This window comes from Nocardioides sp. NPDC092400 (assembly GCF_040684155.1).
Lineage (GTDB): Bacteria > Actinomycetota > Actinomycetes > Propionibacteriales > Nocardioidaceae > Nocardioides.
This window is the reverse complement of sequence record NZ_JBFBFJ010000001.1, coordinates 305,688-325,320: the sequence shown is the minus strand read 5'-3', so window position 1 is coordinate 325,320 and position 19,633 is coordinate 305,688. Positions and strand designations below refer to the sequence as shown.

Sequence of the window (19,633 nt, the reverse complement as noted above, 5' to 3'; positions counted from 1 at the left end):
AGGAGGGTGTCACTTCACCTCGCTGCGCAGCACCCGCCACACGCCGTACGCGATCGGCAGGACGAGCCAGACCAGGCCGGTGACGGCCAGCTGGGTCCACTGCTCGCCGGTCATCACCTCCTCGAAGAGGGCGGTCTGGGCGTAGTTGAAGTCGACCCAGGGCTGCAGGTCGGCGAACCAGTCCTGGAACGCGGCGAGCATCCCGAAGACGGTCGGCAGCAGCGCGGAGTAGATGAAGTACCCGACGATCGCGGGCGCCGAGGACCGGATGACGACGCCGAGCATGAAGCCGACGAGCAGCCCGAGCACGTTGGCGAGGAAGATCTGGGCCAGCGCGGTCGCGGAGACGTCCCAGACCGGGTCGGTGCCGTTGATCGCCGAGCCCAGCAGGTTGCCCAGGACCCCGACGAGCGCCGCGATGACCATCGAGACGACCGCGACGGCCACCGCGACCAGGGCCTTGGCCCAGATGACGCGCCCGCGGCTCGGGACCAGGGTGAACGTCGTGAGGCCGTTGCGCTGGCTCCACTCCCCCGTGACCGAGAGGATCGCGATGATCGGCAGGATCACCGACATCGGGAAGCCGATGGCCGCCGCGAACGACTCGTAGGTGATCGCCGAGTCGGGCGCGAAGATGACGGTGGCGGCGGTGGCGAGCACGGACAGGATGACGATGCTCGCCATCAGCCAGAAGCCGGAGCGGGTGTCGAACATCTTGCGCAGCTCGACCTTCGCCAGCCGCGTCATCGGGATCGGCGCGGGCGCCGGTCGGTCGGGGGTGCGGACGGCGGGGCGGTCCACGGTCACGGCGCTCATGCTGCTGCTCCTTCGTTGCTGCCGGCAGTGCTGGTGGTGGGGGTGGTCTCGCGGGCGGTGTCCGCCGTGAGCTCGAGGAACATCTCCTCCAGGCCGGCGCCGTCGGCGGCGCGCAGCTCGAGGAGGGGTACGCCGGCGGACTGGGCGACCTTGCCGACCACCTCGCTGTCGGCGTCGACGCGCAGGGCGCCCGACCCGGCGGCGGTGACGGTCAGCCCGGAGCCGGTCAGCGCGCGGGCCAGGCCGTCGACCGCGTGCGCCCGGACCAGGGTGCCGGCGGAGGCGAGCAGCGCCGCCTTGGTGCCCTGGGCGACGATCCGGCCCTGGCCGATGACGACGAGGTCGTCGGCGACCACCTCGATCTCGTGCAGCAGGTGGGAGGAGAGCAGCACGGTGCCGCCGCGGTCGGCGTACCCGCGCAGCAGGTCGCGCATCCATCGGATGCCCGCCGGGTCGAGGCCGTTGGCCGGCTCGTCGAGGACGAGCACGCGCGGGTCTCCGATGAGGGCGGTCGCGATCCCGAGACGCTGGCGCATCCCGAGGGAGTAGTCCTTGACCCGCCGCCGCGACTCGGCCGGGGTCAGGCTGACCAGCTCGAGCATCTCGTCGACCCGCTGCCGCGGGAGGCCCATGGTCTCCTGGGCGAGGGTGAGGATCTCGCGGCCGGTGCGGCCGGCGTGCTGGGCCGAGGCGTCGAGCAGGACGCCCACCTCGAGGCCGGGGTTGGGGAGGTCGGAGAAGCGGCGGCCGTCGACCGTGACGGACCCGCTGGTCGGCGGGGTCAGCCCGACCATGACGCGCATGGTGGTGGACTTCCCGGCGCCGTTGGGGCCGAGGAAGCCGGTGACCCGGCCCGCCTCGGCGGTGAAGGTGACGTCGTCGACGGCCCGGAAGCCGCCGTAGACCTTGGTGAGCTCCTGGACTTCGATCATGGTCCTCAGCCTCGACCCGCACGGACCCCCCGCACATCGGGGAGCGGCTCGGACGCGACCCTGACCCGCGACCCCGGGGTGACCCCTAGCCTGGGGCGCGTGACCCCCGACCCGCAGCCGGAGACGCTCGAGGTCCGGCTGCCCGCGGTGACGCTGTCCTGCCTGGCGTGGGGACCGGCCGACGGCCCGCTGGCGGTGCTGCTGCACGGGTTCCCCGACACGGCGTGGACCTGGCGCCACCTCGGCCCGCTGCTCGCCGGGCACGGCTGGCGGGTGGTCGCGCCGCACACCCGCGGCTGCGCCCCGTCCGGGGTCCCCCGAGACGGGGACCTCCACGTCGCCGCGCTGGCGGCGGACGCGGTCGGCGTGCACGAGGCGCTCGGCGGCGACGACCGCGCGGTGCTGGTCGGCCACGACTGGGGCGCGATCACGGCCAACGCGCTGGGGGCGCACCCGGCGTCGCCGTACTCCCGCGTGGTCACGATGGCCGTCCCGCCGCTGCGGGCGATGGCCGGCAACGGTCCGGTCGTGCTCGCCCGGCAGGCGCGGATGAGCTGGTACACGCTGTTCAACCAGCTGCCGGTGCTGCCCGAGCGCACCTTCGAGCGGCTGGTGCGGCACCTGTGGGCCGCCTGGTCGCCGGGGTACGACGCGCGCGAGGACGTCGCCCACGTGCTGGCGTCGCTGCGGGAGCCCGCGCACCGGTCGGCCGCGCTCGGCTACTACCGGGCCGTGGCCCGACCGTGGCGGGTGGAGGCGGCGTACCGCGACTGGCACCGCACCTGGACCGGCACGCCGACGGTGCCCGCCCTGGCGCTGCACGGCGCCCGGGACGGCTGCCTGGACCCGCGGATCGCGGCCCGCGCCGGCGCCGTGCTCGTCGAGGGCGCCGGGCACTTCCTGCAGCTCGAACGGCCCGACGAGGTCGGCCGGCTGGTGGTCGACTTCCTGGGGTCCTGAGCCGGGGCTCAGGACTCGACGGCGCCCTCGAGGCGGAAGCCGACGCCGCGCACGGCCACGACGCGGTCCGAGACGCCCTGGCTCTCCAGCTTCTGGCGCAGCCGGCCGATGGTGACGTCGAGCGTCTTGGTCGACCCGTACCAGTTCTCGTCCCACACGTCGGCCATCAGGCGCCCGCGGGAGACGACCTTGTCGCGGTTGGCGGCGAGGATGCTGAGGACGTCGAACTCCTTGCCGGTCAGCGGCACCTCGTCCTCGCCGGAGTAGACGCGGCGGGCGGCGACGTCGATGCGCAGCACGCCGTCGACCGGCGCGGTGTCGCGCGCGCCGGCGGTGCGGCGCAGCAGCGCCCGCACCCGCGCCTGCAGCTCGGCGAGGCCGAACGGCTTGGAGAGGTAGTCGTCGGCGCCGTAGTCCAGCCCGACCACCCGGTCCAGCTCACCGGCCCGCGCGGTGACGATCATGATGGCGCCGTCGTACCCGGCCTCGCGCGCCCGGCGGCACACCTCGAGCCCGTCGACGTCGGGCAGGCCGAGGTCGAGGATGACCACGTCGGCCGGACGGCCCTCCAGCTCGGCCAGGGCCTTCTCGCCCGTGTCGACCCAGCCGACCTCGTAGCCCTCGCGCTCCAGCGTCCGGACGAGGGGAAAGGCGATGTCCTCCTCGTCCTCGACGACCAGAACCCGGTGTCCCATGGCACAGAGCATAGGGCCCGGGCGTCGAGGACGTCCGGGAGTCGTTCCAACAGGGCCGGGCCCGGCCGGGGGCCTGCGGACGGCGCTAGCCGGTCACCCAGGAGTACGACGCGGTCGCGGACTGCGTCCCCGCGGGCACGAGGGGCGCGTCGTCGGGCAGCGAGACGGTGAAGGTGTACGTCGCCGAGCCGCCGGCCTCCAGCCACCCCATGTCGAGCGGGTAGTCGCCCAGCCCGCCGAACGGGCCGTCGTACACCTCCCGGCCGTCGTCCTCGATCCGCAGCTCCAGCCGCCCGTCGGCGTACCCCGCGGGGGCGCCGGTCTCGGTGAAGGTCAGCCGCGCCTGCTCGGCGACGTCGTTGGCGATCGTGACCGTGCGGGTGACCTGGCCCCCCGGCTCGAGGTCGGTCACGGTCAGCGTCGCGCTGCGGCTGTCGGCCGCGGCGAGCGCGACCCCGGAGCCGTCGTCGGTGGCGGTGCTGAGCGGCATGCCCGAGAGGACCCCCAGGCCCCCGGCGGCCGCGACGGTGAGGACCGGCGCCACGAGGCGGGGCCGCAGCAGGAGCTGCCGCAGGCTCGTCGCCGTCATCGTCGCACCCCTCGCTCAGCCATCCCGGCAACGCTAGGAGGGGCGCTGGCACGCCGCGTGAACACCGCCCCCTCGACGGCCCCACAGATCGGTAACACCGGCCGGCAGCCGCCCGGGTCACCCCCGGGCGAAGAGGTCCCCCAGGTCCGCGACCCGGTCGAGCACCTCGTCGTACCGGAACTGCCGCAGGCCCTCCTCGTCCTCGGCGCCCTCCTCGACCTCCACCCAGGTGACCGGCGTGGCGACCGTGGGCCGCTCCCGCCCGCGCAGGGAGTAGGGCGACACGGTGGTCTTGGAGGCGGCGTTCTGCGACCAGTCGAGGAAGACCTTGCCCGACCGGCGGGCCTTGGTCATGGTGGCGGTCACCAGCGACGGGTGCTGCTTCTGCAGCGCCTCCGCGACCTCCTTGGCCAGGGCGGTGGAGTCCTCCGAGCGCATCCGGCCCGGCAGGTCGGCGTAGAGGTGCAGGCCCTTGCTGCCGCTGGTGACCGGCTTGCAGTCCAGGTCGCGCTCGGCCAGCGCGTCGCGCACCATCAGCGCCACCTGGCAGCACTCGTGCAGCCCGGCCGGCTCGCCGGGGTCGAGGTCGATCACGAGCCGGTCCGCGTTGCGCGGGCGGCCGTTGCGGCCCACGGTCCACTGGTGCACGTGCAGCTCGAGGGCGGCGAGGTTGACCAGCCAGGTCAGCGTCGCGAGGTCCTCGACGACCGGGAACACCAGCTTGTCGCCGTGCCGCGAGGTGCCGCGGCTGCCGGTGGTCGGGACGCTGGCGGTGCGCACCCACGAGGGGGTGCCCGCGGGCGCGTTCTTCTCGTAGAAGCTGCCCTCCTGCACCCCGTGCGGCCACCGGATGCGGGTCACGGCCCGCTCGGCCAGGTGCGGCAGCATCACCGGCGCGACCTGCGCGTAGTAGTGCAGCACCTCCCCCTTGGTCGTCCCCGTCGCCGGGTAGAGCACCTTGTCCAGGCTGCTGATCCGCAACCGCCGCCCGTCGACCTCGACGGTGACCTCCTCCTTGGCCGGGCTCAATGTCCCTCCCCCTGCGGGTCGACGAGGAGGTCCGCGACCGAGAGGTCGGTCCGCAGGCCCTGGTACGACGGCTGGCGCAGGCGCTGGGCCCGCGAGGTGTGGTGGGTGTCCACGTCGACGACGAGCACCGGCTTGACCCAGTGCGTGCCCCGGGCGTCCACGCGCGGGACCTCGTCGGCGAACGGGCTGGCGCCGCGCGCGTACGGCCCCAGCGCCTCGGCCAGCGCCGCGCTCGCCCGCCCGCCGATGCCGCTGCCGACCCGGCCCCGGTAGAGCAGGCCGTCCGCGGTCGGCTCCCCCACGAGCAGCGCCCCCAGCCGGTCGGTGCCCTCGGTCGGCCGCCAACCGCCCACGACGTAGGACAGCCGGTGCCGGTGGGCGAACTTCAGCCAGTGCGGCGTGCGGAGGCCCGGGGTGTACCGGCTCGAGAGCCGCTTGCTGACGATCCCCTCGAGCCCCTGCTGGTAGGTCGCGTCGAGCAGCATCGCCCCGTCGTCGTACGACGCGGGGACCTGCCAGCCGGTCAGCCCGAGGTCGGTGAGGCGGGCGCGCCGCTCGACCAGCGGGCGGTCGGTGAGGTCCTCGCCGTCGAGGCGGAGCAGGTCGAAGACCATGAACGTGGCCGGCACCCGGTCCGCCAGCCGCGCCGCCGTGGTCGCCTTCCGGACGTGCATCCGGTCCTGGAGGATCCGGAAGTCCGGCAGCCCCAGCTCGTTCAGCGCGATCACCTCGCCGTCGACCAGCAGGTCGCGCCCGCCCAGGGGCGGCTCGGCGAGGTCCGGCCAGGCCGGCGTGACGTCGTTGTCGTTGCGCGAGGTGAACCGGGTCCGGCCCTCGCGGGTGACGTCGGCGAGCACGCGCACGCCGTCCCACTTCACCTCGTGCGCCCACTCCTCCCCGGGCGGCACCGACGTGCCCTTGGTGGCGAGCATGGGGCGCATGGGGCCATCCTTACCCCATGCGAGCGATCTGGAAGGGTGCGGTGTCCTTCGGCCTGGTCAGCGTGCCGGTCAAGCTGTACGCCGCGACCGAGTCGCACGACGTGTCCTTCCGGCAGGTGCACGCCAAGGACGGCGGGCGGATCAAGTACCAGCGGGTCTGCTCGATCGACGGCGAGGAGGTGGCCTACTCCGACATCGCCAAGGGCTACGAGACCGAGGACGGCGAAATGGTCATCCTCGACGAGGACGACCTCGCCGAGCTGCCCTCGACCTCCTCGCGCGAGATCGCGGTCGAGAAGTTCGTGCCCTCGGACCAGATCGACCCGATGCTGTTCGAGAAGAGCTACTACCTCGAGCCGGAGAAGTCCGGGGCCAAGCCCTACGCGCTGCTGCGCCAGGCGCTCCTCGAGGCCGACCGGATGGCCGTCGTCACCGTCGCGCTGCGCCAGCGCACCACCGTCGCGGTGCTCCGCGTGCGCGACGACGTGATCGTGCTGCAGACGATGATGTGGCCCGACGAGGTCCGCGAGCCCGACTTCAGCGTCGAGACCGGCGAGGTCAAGGCCGCCGAGGTGAAGATGGCCCGGATGCTCGTCGAGACTCTCGCCGGCGACTTCGACCCCGCGGAGTTCGAGGACGACTACGCCGAGGCCGTCGAGGCCCTGGTGAAGACCAAGATCGAGGGCGGCGAGGTCAAGCGGACCCCCACCTCCACCAAGTCCTCCGGCGAGGTCGTCGACCTCCTCGCCGCGCTGCAGCGCTCCGTCGACGCCGCGAAGACCGCCCGCGGCGAGGCAGCACCGCGGGCCTCCGACGAGGACCAGGCCGACGCCGACGCCGACTCTGACTCCGACTCGGCCGACGACGGGGCCGAGGAGAAGCCGGCCAAGAAGTCCTCCTCGTCGTCCGCCAAGAAGACCCCGGCGAAGAAGGCTCCCGCCAAGAAGGCCGCTGCGAAGAAGACCGCCGCCAAGAAGAGCACGACCAAGAAGGCGGCGGCGAAGAAGGCGAGCTGACCCGGGCCGCCGACTCATCAAGGGATGCAGGCCTCCCGCCACTCCCCCGGGTGAGCTCGCACGGGGAGGCGAGAGCTCGTCGACATCCCTTGATGGACCGGCACGACGGCCGGTCCAGCCCGGTGGAGTGGCCCGGGTCACAAACCGGTCCGCACCCCTCAGGCGGGGGCGCCTCCGGCCGATGGCCTGGCACCCACGCCCGTCGCAGAGAAAGCGGGAGCCCGCCCATGGAACCCCTCGCCGACCACCCCCGGCCGACCGCCCTGCTGACCACGTGGGCGCTGGCCAACCAGGCCCTCCGCGGAGCGTCCGGGGCGGGGACGGTCGCGGAGGCGCAGCGGCTGGTGGAGCGGGCCATGGTGGCCCTCGAGGTGTACGCCGTGAACGCGCCGGCCGGCAGCGAGGAGCACACCGGGTCCCACGTCGCGCTGCAGCGGGCGACGCTGACCGAGCTGGCCCACCTCCTCGCCACCCTGGTGCCGCCCGCCTCCGAGGACCCCGGCCCGGCGCAACGGTCCACCGGCTCCGAGCTCGAGCTGTGCACCGCGCCGGTGCGGGCCGGCGACGCGCTGTGCCTGCTGCGCCGCAGCGGAGGTGGGGGTCCCGGCGGCGCCGGCGACCTCGTCGCGCGGGCCACCGCGGCGCTGCGGGACGGCGACCAGCTGGTGCAGGTCGACGACGACCACCTGCTCGTCGTGCTGGCCGGGGTCTCCCTGCCGGTCGCGTGGCGGCGCATGAGCGGCCTCGTCGGTGCGCGACCGGTCGCCGGCGGTGGCCGGGCCGTGGTCGTCCACGCCGGTCTGGCCGGGGTCGACGACGCCGGCCCCGCGGCAGCGCTCGAGGCCGCCCGCACCGCCCTGCACCAGGCCACGGCCGACGCCGCCGGTCGCATCGCCCTCGCCCGCGCCGCCTGACCCACCCGCGCCGGGCAATCCGCTCGCCCTCCGGTCGGCCGGCGCCTACCGTCGGGGCCGTGGAGGTCATCGGCACGCGGGCCCAGAGGCTCCCCGCCCCGCCGCACGTGGTGTGGCGCTCCCTCGCCGTGCCCGACGAGCCTCGCACCCGGCCGTGGCTGGCCCCGGCGCTGCTCGCGGACGAGGTGGTGCCGCAGGTGCTCGAGGCCCACGAGCCCAGCAGCCTGGTGTGGTCGACGCTGTGGCCGCACCGGCCCGACGACCGGATCCTGCTCGAGACCGGCGCAGCCCCCGGCGGGGACACCCGGCTGCGGTTCACCCACCTGTCCCCGCACCCGCTGCCGACCGAGGCGACCGTCGGCCACCTGCGCAAGCGGGTCAACCGGCTGCTCTTCGCCGACCTCCGCTTCTCTTACGGCAACTAGCCAGCGGACCGGCCCTCCGGCCCGGGCGTGCCCCGGGCCGCCGCGGAGTCGGCGAAGACGCGGTCCAGGGTCGCCAGCAGGGCGTCGCTGGCGCGAGGCGCGACCACGTTGACGACCTCGCCGAGCGCCCCGGCGACCGTCCCGACGGTGAGCGGACGGTCCTCGAGCGCCCGGACGACCCGCGCGGCGGCCTGCGCGGGGGTGGCGCCGCGGCCGGCGTACGCCTCGGTGGGTGCGGTCATCGGGGTCCGCACCAGCGAGAACCGCATGTTGGTGAAGGTGACGTTCTCGAAGAACGTCTCGCGCCCGGCGATCCGGCTCCAGGTGTCGAGCGCGGTCTTGGAGGCGATGTAGGCGGAGAACTTCGGCGCCTTGACCTGCACGCCCCACGTCACGACGTTCACCACGTGGCCGAACCGCTGCTCGCGCATCGCGGGCAGCAGCCCGAGGGTCAGCCGCACCGGCCCGAGGAAGTTGACCGCCATCGTCCGCTCCACGTCGTGGAAGCGGTCGTAGGACAGCGCCAGGCTCCGGCGGATCGAGCGGCCGGCATTGTTGACCAGGTAGTCCACCGCGCCGTGCTCGGCCAGGACCTGCTCGACGAGCGCATCCACGGCGTCGCCGTCGGTCAGGTCGCAGGGGTACGCCGCGGCCGCCGGCCCGATCCGGGCGCGGACCCGCTCGAGCTCCTCGGCGCGGCGGGCGACGAGCAGGACACGGGCGCCCCGCTCCGCGACGGCGTACGCCGTCGCCTCGCCGATCCCGGAGCTGGCGCCGGTCACCAGCACGGTGCGGCCGGCGAGCGGGCTCGGCCGGCGCAGCGCCCGGCGCGCGAGCGCCGCCGGTGCCTGGAGCAGCAGGCTCATGCGGTCGCGTACGCAGGCGCGACGAGCGGCCAGGGGCGGGCCGCCTCGACCTGGGCCGACAGCGACAGCAGCGTGGGCTCGTCGTCGGTGCGGCCGACGAGCTGCACGCCGACCGGCAGGCCGTCGGCCGCCGGGCCGCACGGCACCGCCGCCGCGGGGTTGCCCGCGACGTTCCACAGCGCGGCGTAGGCGATGGCGGGCATCGCGGCCAGCGCCGAGCGCACCGTGCCCTTCCCGTCGAGGACCCCGACCGGTACCGGGCGGTGGGCGACCGCCGGTGTGAGCAGCACGTCGACGTCGTCGAAGACCCGGTTGGCCCTCGCCGAGACCTTCTCGGTCTGCCGCAGCGCCCACTCGAGCACCTTCGGGGTCACCCACGAGCCGATCCGGTAGGTCTCGCGGGTGCGCCGCTCGAGGCGGGAGAAGTGCTCGACCCCGTCGGCCTCGTCGCGGATGCCGCCGAAGAACTGCGGGACGAACGCGGCGGTGGGGTCGGGGTAGCGCGGGTCCACCTCGCGCACGTCGTGGCCGAGGTCGGTGAGCAGCCGGGCGGTGTCGTGCACCGCGCGCACGTGGACGGGGTCGGGGCGCACGCCGAGGGTCACCGGCCTGGTGGTCCAGCCGATCCGCAGCCGGCCGGGCTCCCGGCCGGCCGCCTCGGCGAACGAGCCGGTTCCCCTCGCGCGCCAGCGGTCGCCGTCGGTGTGGCCGCGGACGACGTCGTACACCAGCGCGCTGTCGAGGACCGTGCGCGCGAGCGGACCGGCCGTGCCGAGCGCCCACCACAGCTGGTCCCAGGGCGCGGAGGTGACCCGGCCGCGCTGCGGCTTGAGGCCGAAGAGACCGCAGCTGGCGCTCGGGATGCGGATCGAGCCGCCGCCGTCCCCGCCCATGCCGACCGGGACCATCCCGCTCGCCACGGCCGCCGCCGTGCCGCCGCTCGAGCCGCCGGGCGTGCGGGTGCGGTCCCACGGGTTGCGGGTGTAGCCGCGCGAGGAGGACTCGGTGTAGGGCCACGCCCCGAACTCGGGCATCGTCGTGGTCGCCACCACGACCGCACCGGCGGCCCGCAGCCGGCGCACCACCTCCGCGTCCGCGGCGGCCGGGGTGGAGTTGCCCTCGCCGCCGAAGGTGGTCACGAGGCCCTCGACCGCGAGCTCCTCCTTGATCACCACCGGCACGCCGTGCAGCGGACCGGCCGCCGCGCCCGCGGTCCGGGCCGCGTCGAGCCGGTCGGCGTCGGCACGAGCACGGTCGGCGACCAGCTGGGAGACGGCGTTCAGTGCGGGGTCGCGCTCGCCGATCCGCGCCAGGGCCGCGTCGACCACAGCCCGCGCCGTCACCTCGCCGCTCGTCGTCAACCGCACCGTCTCGGCCACGCCGGCCGTCGTCAGATCGTCCACGGCGGGCAGCCTAGGGGTGTCGTGCGACACACTGGTGCCCGGTGACCAAACCGCTCCGCGCGCGGCTCCGAACCGCCGCGGGAGGAGCGTCCGGTCGCCTCACCCGAACGCATGAGCCCGGGCGGGCTCGGGTAACGGGGAGGACGCACGGACGCGTGCACACACACGACGCAGCACCCGCGGCTGCACGACAGGGGAGGACGGTGACGGTGTCCGCGACCCCTGATCTCGTGGTGCTGCTGGACGACGAGGGGCATCCCTGCGGGACCGCGCCCCGAGCCACCGTGCACACCACCGACACCCCCCTGCACCTGGCGTTCTCCTGCTACGTGCTCGACGGGGAGGGCCGGGTGCTGGTGACCCGGCGCGCGGTCACCAAGCGCACCTGGCCGGGCGTCTGGACCAACTCCTTCTGCGGCCACCCCCGTCCCGGCGAGGACCCCGTCGCGACCGTCCACCGGTACGCCGAGCACGAGCTGGGCCTCGAGCTCACCGACGTGCGCTGCGTGCTGCCGGAGTTCCGCTACCGCGCGGTCGACCCGGGCGGCATCGTCGAGAACGAGCTGTGCCCGGTCTACTCCGCCCGCACCGACGGCCTCCCCCGGCACCACCCCGACGAGGTCGAGGAGAGCCGCTGGCTGTCCCTCGAGGAGCTCCGCGCCGCCCTGGCGGCCGCGCCGTGGGCGCTCAGCCCGTGGCTGCGGGAGCAGGCCGCCGAGCTCGAGGCGGCCGGCTGGTTCGCGAGCCAGGTCGGGGCGCGGCCATGACCGGAGCCGACGCCGCGGGTCCTGCCGACGACTGGGTGCGCCGCGCGGTCGACGACCAGCTCGCGCCGCCCCTCGACGCCGCCCCGGGTCCCGACGAGGCCGCACTCGGCCGGGCGCTGGCCGACGCGACGGTCGGGGGCAAGCAGTTCCGCCCGCGGCTGGTGGAGTCGGTGCACCGGCTGCTCGGCGGGCGCCGGCCCGACGCCGTACCCCCCGTCGCGGCGGCGATCGAGCTGCTCCACACCGCCTTCGTCGTCCACGACGACGTGATCGACGGTGACGAGACCCGACGCGGCCGGCCCAGCGCCCCGGGCACCTTCCGCACCCACGCCGAGCGCGCCGGCGCCTCGCCCGAGGCCGCCGACGCCTACGCGCTCGCGGGCGCCGTGCTCACCGGCGACCTCGCGCTCGCCGCCGCCGTGCGCGCGGTCGCCACCGCTCCCGCTCCCCCGGCGACCGTCGGCCGCCTGCTCGACCTCCTCGACTGCGCGCTGCGGATCTCCGCCGCCGGCGAGCTGGCCGACGTCCGGTTCTCGATGGGCCTCGCGGAGCCGTCACTGGCCGACGTGCTGACGATGGAGGAGCACAAGACGGCCGTCTACTCCTTCGAGCTGCCCCTGCAGTACGGCGCGGTGCTCGCCGACGCCGACGAGGCGGTCGTGCTGGGGCTCGGCCGGGTCGGTCGCCAGCTGGGCCTGGCCTACCAGCTCCTCGACGACGTCCAGGGCGTCTTCGGCGACCCCGACCGCACCGGCAAGTCGGCGCTGGGCGACCTGCGCGAGGGCAAGCGCACGCCGCTGGTCGTCCACGCCCGCACCACCTCGGCCTGGCCGGTCGTCCGCCGCCACCTCGGCGACCCGGACCTCACCCCCGACGCCGCCGCCGAGGTGCGCCGCGCCCTGGAGTCCGGCGGCTCCCGGGGGTTCGTGGAGGACCTCGCCGCCGGCTACGTCGCGGCCGCCACCGAGCAGACGGCCGAGCTCGGCCTCCCCGCGGAGCTGGTCGCCTGGGTGGGCGACATGTCCCAGAACCTGACCCGAGGAGCAGCATGACCGCGATGGAGCGCAGCCCGGGCGGCTCCGAGGAGCACCGGCCCACCCCCGCGGCCGGCAGCCCGCCGGGCAGCCCGGCCGACGACTACGACCGGGTGGCGGAGGCCGCCTCGGCGGTCGTCATCAAGCGCTACTCCTCCTCCTTCGGGCTGGCCACGCGTCTGCTCGCGGAGCCGGTCCGCACCCACGTCCGCAACGTCTACGCGATGGTCCGCGTCGCCGACGAGGTCGTCGACGCGCCGCGCCCCGACGGCACCCGCGCCCACCAGGCCCGGGTGCTCGACGCGCTCGAGGCCGACGTCCGCTCCGCCATGACCAGCGGGCACAGCGCCAACCTGGTGGTGCACGCATTCGGGCGCACCGCCCGCACCTGCGGCATCGACCGGTCGCTGGTCGACCCGTTCTTCGAGTCCATGCGCACCGACCTCTTCCGCGGCGAGCACGACGAGGAGTCCTTCGCCCGCTACGTCTACGGCTCCGCCGAGGTCGTCGGGCTGATGTGCCTGCGCGCGTTCCTCGCCGGCCAGCCCGACGCGGACGCGACGTACGACCGCCTCACGCCCGGGGCGCGGCGCCTCGGCGCGGCGTTCCAGAAGGTGAACTTCCTGCGCGACATCGCGGCCGACGACGGGGACCTCGGCCGGCACTACTTCCCCGGCCTGGACCCGACCGACCTCGACGACCGCACCCGCGACCTGCTGCTCGCCGACATCGAGGCCGACCTCGACGCGGCCGCCGCGGCCATCCCCCACCTGCCGGCCGGCTGCCGCAACGCGGTGCTGCTCGCGCACGGGCTCTTCGCCGAGCTCTGCGTCCGGCTCCGCGCCACCCCGGCCGAGCGCATCCGCACCGAGCGGGTGCGCGTGCCGGGTCCGGCCAAGGCCCGCGTCGTGGCCCGCACGCTCGTCCGGGGCTCGCGATGAGCGCGCGGGGCGGGTCCGCGGCGACGCCCGGCACCGCCGTCGTCATCGGCGGCGGGATCACCGGCCTGGCCACGGCGGCGCTGCTGGCCGCGGACGGCTGGTCGGTCGACCTGCTCGAGCAGCGGGACGAGGTCGGCGGCCGGGCGGGCTCTTGGGAGGCCGACGGCTTCCGCTTCGACACCGGGCCGTCGTGGTACCTCATGCCGGAGGTCTTCGAGCACTTCTTCGCCATGCTCGGCACGAGCGCGGCCGAGGAGCTGGACCTGGTGCGGCTCGACCCCGGCTACCGCGTCTTCTTCCAGGACCGTGACGAGCACCTGGACGTCGCCGCCGACCGCGACGCCAACATCGCGCTCTTCGAGTCCGTGCAGCCGGGCGCCGGCGACGCGCTCGCGGCGTACCTCGACTCCGCACGGCACGTCTACGACCTCGCGGTGCAGCAGTTCCTCTACACCAGCTTCGAGTCCAGCGCCTCGCTGCTGAGCGCCGGCGTCCTGCGCAACGGGCCCCGGCTGTCCGGACTGCTCACGCGGTCGCTGGAGAGCCACGTCGCCGCCCGCTTCGAGGACCCGCGGCTGCGCCAGGTCCTGGGCTACCCCGCGGTCTTCCTCGGGACCTCGCCGGAGCGGGCGCCGAGCATGTACCACCTGATGAGCTGGATGGACCTCGCCGACGGGGTGCTCTACCCCCGGGGCGGGTTCACGACGCTGATCGAGGCCATCGCGCGGCTGGCCGAGCAGCGCGGTGTGCGCATCCGCACCGGCTGCACGGTCGAGGAGATCCGGACCCGGCCCGCCGGTCGCGGACGCGCCGTCGCCGAGGGGGTGTCGTACGTCGACCCCTCGGGCGCGCGGGAGCGGCTCGACGCCGACGTCGTCGTCGGCGCGGCCGACCTGCACCACCTCGAGACCCGGCTGCTCCCCCGCTCCCTGCAGACCTATCCCGAGCAGTGGTGGGCCAAGCGCGACGCCGGTCCCGGGGCCGTGCTCGCGCTGCTCGGCGTGGACGGCGAGCTGCCCGAGCTGGCGCACCACTCGCTGTTCTTCACCACCGACTGGCGGGCGAACTTCGACGACATCTTCGGCGCGACCCGCCGGGTGCCCGACCCCGCCTCGATCTACGTGTGCCGTCCCAGCGCCACCGACGACACCGTCGCTCCCGCCGGCAAGGAGAACCTGTTCGTGCTCATCCCGGTGCCGGCCGACCCCGGCATCGGCCACGGCGGCACCGACGGCGCCGGCGACCCGGCGGTCGAGAAGGCCGTCGACGCGGCCATCGAGCAGGTCGCCACCTGGGCCGGCGTACCGGACCTGGCCGCGCGCGTGGAGGTGCGGCGCACCATCGGCCCCGCCGACTTCGAGGACGAGCTGAGCTCCTGGCAGGGCGGCGCGCTCGGGCCCGGGCACGTGCTCAAGCAGAGCGCCTTCTTCCGCGCCGGGAACGTCTCCCGCAAGGTCGACGGGCTGTTCTACGCCGGCTACGCCACCCGGCCCGGGATCGGCCTGCCGATGTGCCTGATCTCCGCCGAGCTGGTGCTCAAGCGGCTGCGGGCCGACCGCTCGACCGGACCCTCCCCCGAGCCGGCACCGGGGCCGGCCGCGTGAGCGTCCTGTACCTCCTCTCGATCATCGTCCCGACCATCTGCATGGGGCTGGTCGACCGGAGGTGGCGGCTGTTCCTCTTCCGCCCCGGCCGCGCCGGGCGGGCCGTCGCCGTGGTGGCCGCCGGGACGGTGCTGTTCCTCGTGTGGGACCTGATCGCGATCGGCGCCGACATGTACCACCGCGGTGAGTCCGACGCGATGACCGGGATCGAGCTGGCCCCCGAGCTGCCGCTGGAGGAGCTGTTCTTCATCGTGTTCCTCTGCTACCTCACGATGGTGCTGCACCAGCTCTTCGTGCTGCTGCTGGCCCGGCCGTCCGCCCGCTCGCGGGAGGCCGCGTGACGTACGCCGGGCTCGCGGGGATCTTCCTCGTCCTCGCCGCCGCCGTCCTCGTCCTCGCCGCGGTGCGCCGCCGGCCGGGACCCACGTGGTGGGCGGCGACCGCGCTGACCGCCGCCGCCTTGTTCGTCCTCACGGTCGTCTTCGACAGCCTGATGATCATCGCCGACCTGTTCCGCTACGGCGAGGGCGCGGAGCCGGCGTTCCTGCTGTGGAAGGCGCCGGTCGAGGACCTCGCCTGGCCGCTCGCCGCGGTGCTGGCGCTGCCCGCCCTGTGGAGCCTGCTGTCGAAGGAGGAGGATCGGTGACCGTGACCGCCACCGTGCCCGCCGGCCACCACCAGCCCCGCCGGGGACCGCTCCCGCTGCTGGGCCAGGTCCTCGCGTCCTCCCGTCCGCTCTCCTGGGTCAACACCGCCTACCCGTTCGCCGCGGCGTACCTCCTCGCCGGCGGCGGCGTCGACCTCGTCCTGGTCCTCGGCGCGCTGTGGTTCCTGGTGCCGTACAACCTGCTGATGTACGGCGTGAACGACGTCTTCGACTACGAGTCCGACATCCGCAACCCGCGGAAGGGCGGCGTGGAGGGGGTCGTGCTCGACCGGTCGGTGCACCGGCTCACCATCACCCTGGCGATCGCCAGCAACGTCCCGTTCGTCGCCTACCTGCTCGCCGTCGGCGACGGCCTGTCCGCGGTGGTGCTGGCCGTGAGCGTCTTCGCGGTTGTGGCGTACTCCGCGCCGGTGCTGCGCTTCAAGGAGCGGCCGTTCCTCGACTCCCTCACCTCCAGCACGCACTTCACCAGCCCGGCGGTCCTGGGCCTCGCGCTGGCCGACGCCCCCGCCGACACCACCACCGTCGCCGCGGTCGTGGGGTTCTTCCTCTGGGGCATCGGCTCGCACGCCTTCGGCGCCGTCCAGGACGTCACCGCCGACCGCGCCGGCGGCATCGCCTCGATCGGCACCGTCATCGGCGCCCGCGGCACGGTGTGGTTCGCGCTCGCGGCGTACGTCGCCTCCGGCCTCGTCCTGCTCGCCTGCGGCTGGCCCGGCGCGCTCGCCGCGCTGCTCGTCCTGCCGTACGTCGCGAACGTCGCGCCGTTCCTCCGCGTCACCGACGAGACCTGCGAGGGCGCCAACGCCGGCTGGCGGCGCTTCCTGTGGCTCAACTACGTCACCGGGTTCCTCGTCACCCAGCTGTTCATCTTCATCGCGCTGCGCTGAGGTGCCGGGCGGCCGGCCGGGTGACGTTTCATCGGCTGGCCGCTGGAACTGTCGGTTGGCCGATGAAGTTCCAGCGTCCCAGCGACAGCTTCATCGGCTGGCCGCTGAAGCTCCCGGTCGGCCGATGAAACTCCCGCCGCTCACCGCGAGAACCGGTCACGCCACCGCAGCCACGGCGGCTGCACGGCCCAGTTGACCTCGATCGTGCGGCGGGCGCGGGCGAACCGCCGGCGGAGCTGGGCGCTGCCGCGCAGGCTGCGGCCGGAGACGCCGACCGCGAGCATCGGGTCCAGCCGGATCCGGCGGTTCGGTCCGAGCACGAAGGCGAGGTCCATGTCGTCGTGCAGGTCGGGGTCGTCGCGGTGGACGTCGGCCCGCACGGCCTCCCAGGTGGAGCGGCGCACCGCCATGCTCGACCCCCAGAGTGCGGTGTGGCCCAGCGCGAGGTGGGTGAGCAGGTAGTAGGCGCCGAGGTACGCCGCGGCCGCGACGTGGCGGACCCCCCACGGCAGGTCGTGGAAGGCGCCGACGCCGGTGGCCGCGTCGAGCCCCGGGTCGCTCATCCGCCGCGCCACCCGCTCGACCCAGCGGGGACCGGGCCGGGAGTCCGCGTCGAGCCGGGCGATGACGTCGCCCGAGGCGGCGTCGTACCCCCGGGCGGCCGCGGGCGGGATGCCCACCGCCGGCTCCTCGACGACACGAGCGCCGAGCTCGCGGGCGACCGCGGCGGTGTCGTCGGTCGAGCCGTTGTCGACCACCACGACCTCGAGCGGCGCGACGCTCTGGTGGGCCAGCAGCTCCAGGCACCGGCGCAGCGCGGGGGCGTCGTCGCGGGCAGGGATCACCACGCTGACGCTCGGGCGCCCCGCAGCGGCCCTCACCGGCGCGCCCCGCGCAGCAGCAGCCCGCTGCCGAGCAGCACCCCGGCGACCAGCGCGCCGACCATCCCGGCGGCCAGGTCGCCCAGCGTGTCGTCGTACCCGACCTGGATCCGGCTGTCGAGGAACGTGTGCCCGTACCACTCGCCGAACTCCCAGACGAGGGCCAGCGTCGTGCCGGTGGCGGCCGTCATCACGGTGACCGCGGTGCGCGGGAACCGCAGGTGGGCGTCGACCGCGGACGCGATGCCGAGGCGCACGAGGACGAACTGCACGAGCGCCGCGATCAGGCCGGTCGCGGCGGCGTGCACGACGACGTCGAGCCACGGGACGGCGAGGTACCAGTCGAGGACCGCCGCCCAGGCCGCGACGAGGATCGTCAGGCTGTAGGTCACGTCGAGCGCCGCCGGCGCGGAGACCGCCCGCGGCACCATCGTCCCGCCGAGCACGAGGAAGAACACCGCCCCCGCGATCCCGCCGTACGCCGCGAGGCCGACCACCAGGCTCACGAACGCGGCGACCCGCACCCCGTCCGCCGCCACCACGTTCACGCCCGTGAGCCTAGGGGGCGCTCCCCGTCACCCGCGGACGAGGACTCCTCTCACCTCACCCGTCGACGCCGATGAACTGCGGGTCCCCGCTCAACGCCCGCAACCGCCCAAGATCGACGCACCGGCCCGAGGGGACGTCGCAGTCGTGGACCCGGACGCCCTGCCCCCGCCGGTCCGGCACCGCGGTCAGGACCGACCCGTCGGTGTCGACCGCCCACCAGCCGTACTGCGGACCCGGCCCGGTCGCTCCCTCGTCGAGCACCAGCGGCGCCCCGCCCTGAGCGGTCGGCCGGAGCGTGCTGGACCAGGACAGGACGTGGGCGCCGTCGAAGGTCAGCTGGGCGTCGACGGCCCCGGGGACGAGCCGGTAGTCGGCGGCGGCCGGCCCGTCGGGCGGCGGTCCGTCGTAGAGCAGTACGCCGTTGCGCAGGTCCGCGACCCGCGTGCCTGCCCCGGCCAGCCGCTGCTCGGCACCGGTCGCGGTGTCCCACACGGTGGTGCCGTCCTCGTCGCGCAGGACGACGACGCCGTCGTCGAGCGCGTCCACCGCCAGGCCGGGGCGGTCCTCGACGTCCAGGGCGGCCACCCGCCGATCGGCGGCGAGGTCGCGGACCAGGACGGTTCGCCGCCCCGCGAGCACGGCGCCGTACGCCACGAAGGGTTTCGCGCTGTCCGCCTTCGCCGTCGGCACGGGCCCGCCGGCCCGCTCCGCCCCCGGCTCGAGCGCGCCGGTGCGCCCGTCCTCGCCGAGGAGCATCGGCACCCCGCCGTCGTAGTAGACCAGCCCGAACGGCGTCGCGGCGCCGTCCACGTCGATCCTTCCCAGGTCGTCGGCCGGAAAGGTCCGGCCCCCGAGGTGCACCTCGACGCCCGGGTCGGCGTAGGCCCGCAGCCCCTCGTCGAAGTCGAGCCTTCCGAGCGGGACGACGTCGCGGCCCTCGTCACCCCCGCCGTCCCCGCCGTCCAGGCCGATGGCGACCCCTCCGGCGACCACCGCCGAGGCGAGCACGACGGCGGCGCCGGAGCGCACGGCGGCACGGCGCCGCCGCAACCGGCGCCCCGCCTCCTTCGCGCGCCCGGGGTCACCGGCCGGGGGCGAGAGCGACCCCAGCCGCTCCTCCAGCAGGTCGCTCAGCACCGGCTGGTCCGGCAGGTCGCCGCTCATGCCTCGTCTCCGTTCCGCAGGTCGGCGCTCTCGCGGCGCAGGTGGGCGAGGGCCTTGGACGCCTGGGACTTCACCGTGCCGCGGGAACAGCCGAGGACCTCGGCGATGGCGGCCTCCGAGAGGTCCTCGTAGTAGCGCAGCACCACCACCGCCCGCTGCCGCGGCGGTAGCTCGAGCACCGCCGTCCAGAGCCGGTCGCGCAGGACGACGGCGGTCTCCAGCCCCGCCCCCGGCGCCCGGTCGCCGAGCGGCTCCACCCGCTCGTGCGGCCGCTCGCGCCGGCCCCAGCCATGCCGTCGGGACCCGAGCACCTCGTTGACCGCCATCCGCCGGACGTACGCCTCGGGATCGTCGGCCGCGGCGACCCGCCGCCATCCCGCGTACGCCTTGGCGAAGGCCGACTGCAGGGCGTCCTCAGCGGCCGCGGCGTCACCGGCGACGAACAGCGTCGTGCGGTACAGGCGCGGCCAGGAGGCTCGGAAGAACTCGTCGTACGACGCGTCGCTGCCGTCCACCCGGCCTCCCTCGGCTGCCACCACCTCCGCGGCAG

Annotated in this window: 23 protein-coding genes; 11 read left to right on the top strand and 12 right to left on the bottom strand. The window is 74.9% G+C overall.

The features are described from left to right. Positions 1–9: 9 nt before the first annotated feature. Together AB0N29_RS01580 and AB0N29_RS01575 are read right to left on the bottom strand one after the other, a co-directional pair. A complete protein-coding gene (locus tag AB0N29_RS01580; protein WP_364863551.1) occupies positions 10–816 on the bottom strand; it encodes an ABC transporter permease in 807 nt (268 codons plus the stop codon). Beyond that, positions 813–1,748 carry an ATP-binding cassette domain-containing protein gene (locus AB0N29_RS01575; protein ID WP_364863549.1) on the bottom strand — a complete coding sequence of 312 codons (936 nt, stop codon included), beginning with the start codon at positions 1,746–1,748 and terminating at the stop codon, positions 813–815. Before AB0N29_RS01575 ends, AB0N29_RS01580 begins: the two co-directional genes overlap by 4 nt. A 99-nt stretch (positions 1,749–1,847) precedes the next feature. On the opposite strand from AB0N29_RS01575, the gene AB0N29_RS01570 reads away from it, so the two are divergent. After that, positions 1,848–2,708, top strand: a complete 861-nt coding sequence (locus tag AB0N29_RS01570; protein WP_364863547.1) for an alpha/beta hydrolase — start codon at positions 1,848–1,850, stop codon at positions 2,706–2,708. Positions 2,709–2,716: 8 nt separating this feature from the next. Here AB0N29_RS01570 and AB0N29_RS01565 read toward each other — a convergent pair whose 3' ends face one another. The 4 genes from AB0N29_RS01565 to ligD (AB0N29_RS01550) all read right to left on the bottom strand — a co-directional run bounded on the left by AB0N29_RS01565 (position 2,717) and on the right by ligD (AB0N29_RS01550) (position 5,962). Then, positions 2,717–3,403, bottom strand: coding sequence for a response regulator transcription factor (locus AB0N29_RS01565; RefSeq protein WP_302270144.1), 687 nt, complete (start codon positions 3,401–3,403; stop codon positions 2,717–2,719). An 85-nt stretch (positions 3,404–3,488) separates the two neighbouring features. Next, on the bottom strand, positions 3,489–3,992 hold the full coding sequence (locus AB0N29_RS01560) for a hypothetical protein (RefSeq protein ID WP_364863544.1): 504 nt from the start codon (positions 3,990–3,992) through the stop codon (positions 3,489–3,491). A 117-nt stretch (positions 3,993–4,109) separates the two neighbouring features. Next, positions 4,110–5,021, bottom strand: a complete 912-nt coding sequence (gene ligD / locus AB0N29_RS01555; protein WP_364863542.1) for a non-homologous end-joining DNA ligase — start codon at positions 5,019–5,021, stop codon at positions 4,110–4,112. Further along, on the bottom strand, positions 5,018–5,962 hold the full coding sequence (gene ligD / locus AB0N29_RS01550) for a non-homologous end-joining DNA ligase (RefSeq protein ID WP_364863540.1): 945 nt from the start codon (positions 5,960–5,962) through the stop codon (positions 5,018–5,020). Before ligD (AB0N29_RS01550) ends, ligD (AB0N29_RS01555) begins: the two co-directional genes overlap by 4 nt. Before the next feature lie 17 nt (positions 5,963–5,979). Between ligD (AB0N29_RS01550) and AB0N29_RS01545 the strand changes: the two genes are divergently transcribed. The 3 genes from AB0N29_RS01545 to AB0N29_RS01535 all read left to right on the top strand — a co-directional run bounded on the left by AB0N29_RS01545 (position 5,980) and on the right by AB0N29_RS01535 (position 8,317). Beyond that, complete coding sequence (locus tag AB0N29_RS01545; protein WP_364863538.1) at positions 5,980–6,978, top strand: Ku protein; 999 nt, start codon at positions 5,980–5,982, stop codon at positions 6,976–6,978. Positions 6,979–7,205: 227 nt separating this feature from the next. Beyond that, the gene (locus tag AB0N29_RS01540) at positions 7,206–7,892 is read left to right on the top strand and encodes a hypothetical protein (RefSeq protein ID WP_364863536.1); all 687 of its coding nucleotides are present in this window, start codon (positions 7,206–7,208) and stop codon (positions 7,890–7,892) included. A 59-nt stretch (positions 7,893–7,951) separates the two neighbouring features. Next, positions 7,952–8,317 carry a hypothetical protein gene (locus AB0N29_RS01535; protein ID WP_364863534.1) on the top strand — a complete coding sequence of 122 codons (366 nt, stop codon included), beginning with the start codon at positions 7,952–7,954 and terminating at the stop codon, positions 8,315–8,317. Here the strand turns inward: AB0N29_RS01535 and AB0N29_RS01530 are convergent. Next, positions 8,314–9,183: an SDR family NAD(P)-dependent oxidoreductase gene (locus AB0N29_RS01530; protein WP_364863532.1), complete on the bottom strand. Its 870-nt coding sequence runs from the start codon at positions 9,181–9,183 to the stop codon at positions 8,314–8,316. The two genes, AB0N29_RS01535 and AB0N29_RS01530, sit on opposite strands and share 4 nt — an antisense overlap. After that, entirely contained in the window at positions 9,180–10,586 is a 1,407-nt protein-coding gene (locus AB0N29_RS01525; RefSeq protein WP_364863530.1) for an amidase, read from the bottom strand. The genes AB0N29_RS01530 and AB0N29_RS01525 overlap by 4 nt, the downstream gene beginning before the upstream one ends. A gap of 203 nt (positions 10,587–10,789) precedes the next feature. On the opposite strand from AB0N29_RS01525, the gene idi reads away from it, so the two are divergent. Genes idi through AB0N29_RS01490 form a run of 7 tightly spaced genes read left to right on the top strand, consistent with a single transcriptional unit; the run spans position 10,790 to position 16,489 of the window. Continuing rightward, complete coding sequence (gene idi, locus AB0N29_RS01520; RefSeq protein ID WP_364863528.1) at positions 10,790–11,353, top strand: isopentenyl-diphosphate Delta-isomerase; 564 nt, start codon at positions 10,790–10,792, stop codon at positions 11,351–11,353. Next, on the top strand, positions 11,350–12,405 hold the full coding sequence (locus AB0N29_RS01515) for a polyprenyl synthetase family protein (RefSeq protein ID WP_364863526.1): 1,056 nt from the start codon (positions 11,350–11,352) through the stop codon (positions 12,403–12,405). Before idi ends, AB0N29_RS01515 begins: the two co-directional genes overlap by 4 nt. Then, positions 12,402–13,328 (top strand): squalene/phytoene synthase family protein, encoded by a 927-nt coding sequence (locus tag AB0N29_RS01510; RefSeq protein ID WP_364863524.1) that lies wholly within the window; start codon positions 12,402–12,404, stop codon positions 13,326–13,328. Before AB0N29_RS01515 ends, AB0N29_RS01510 begins: the two co-directional genes overlap by 4 nt. After that, entirely contained in the window at positions 13,325–14,932 is a 1,608-nt protein-coding gene (gene crtI / locus AB0N29_RS01505; protein ID WP_364863522.1) for a phytoene desaturase family protein, read from the top strand. The genes AB0N29_RS01510 and crtI overlap by 4 nt, the downstream gene beginning before the upstream one ends. Continuing rightward, positions 14,929–15,273 carry a lycopene cyclase domain-containing protein gene (locus AB0N29_RS01500; RefSeq protein WP_364863520.1) on the top strand — a complete coding sequence of 115 codons (345 nt, stop codon included), beginning with the start codon at positions 14,929–14,931 and terminating at the stop codon, positions 15,271–15,273. The genes crtI and AB0N29_RS01500 overlap by 4 nt, the downstream gene beginning before the upstream one ends. Then, positions 15,270–15,578, top strand: coding sequence for a lycopene cyclase domain-containing protein (locus tag AB0N29_RS01495; protein WP_364863518.1), 309 nt, complete (start codon positions 15,270–15,272; stop codon positions 15,576–15,578). The genes AB0N29_RS01500 and AB0N29_RS01495 overlap by 4 nt, the downstream gene beginning before the upstream one ends. A 2-nt stretch (positions 15,579–15,580) precedes the next feature. Continuing rightward, positions 15,581–16,489 carry a prenyltransferase gene (locus AB0N29_RS01490; RefSeq protein WP_302270125.1) on the top strand — a complete coding sequence of 303 codons (909 nt, stop codon included), beginning with the start codon at positions 15,581–15,583 and terminating at the stop codon, positions 16,487–16,489. A gap of 140 nt (positions 16,490–16,629) precedes the next feature. On the opposite strand, the gene AB0N29_RS01485 is transcribed toward AB0N29_RS01490, so the two are convergent. From AB0N29_RS01485 to AB0N29_RS01470, 4 genes are read right to left on the bottom strand one after another with little or no spacing between them, the layout of a single operon-like run. Beyond that, complete coding sequence (locus tag AB0N29_RS01485) at positions 16,630–17,370, bottom strand: glycosyltransferase family A protein (protein ID WP_364863516.1); 741 nt, start codon at positions 17,368–17,370, stop codon at positions 16,630–16,632. Beyond that, positions 17,367–17,918: a hypothetical protein gene (locus AB0N29_RS01480; protein WP_364863514.1), complete on the bottom strand. Its 552-nt coding sequence runs from the start codon at positions 17,916–17,918 to the stop codon at positions 17,367–17,369. Before AB0N29_RS01480 ends, AB0N29_RS01485 begins: the two co-directional genes overlap by 4 nt. Positions 17,919–17,973: 55 nt before the next feature. Beyond that, positions 17,974–19,083 carry a hypothetical protein gene (locus AB0N29_RS01475; protein ID WP_364863512.1) on the bottom strand — a complete coding sequence of 370 codons (1,110 nt, stop codon included), beginning with the start codon at positions 19,081–19,083 and terminating at the stop codon, positions 17,974–17,976. Continuing rightward, positions 19,080–19,598 carry a SigE family RNA polymerase sigma factor gene (locus AB0N29_RS01470; RefSeq protein ID WP_364863510.1) on the bottom strand — a complete coding sequence of 173 codons (519 nt, stop codon included), beginning with the start codon at positions 19,596–19,598 and terminating at the stop codon, positions 19,080–19,082. Before AB0N29_RS01470 ends, AB0N29_RS01475 begins: the two co-directional genes overlap by 4 nt. Positions 19,599–19,633 lie beyond the last annotated feature (35 nt).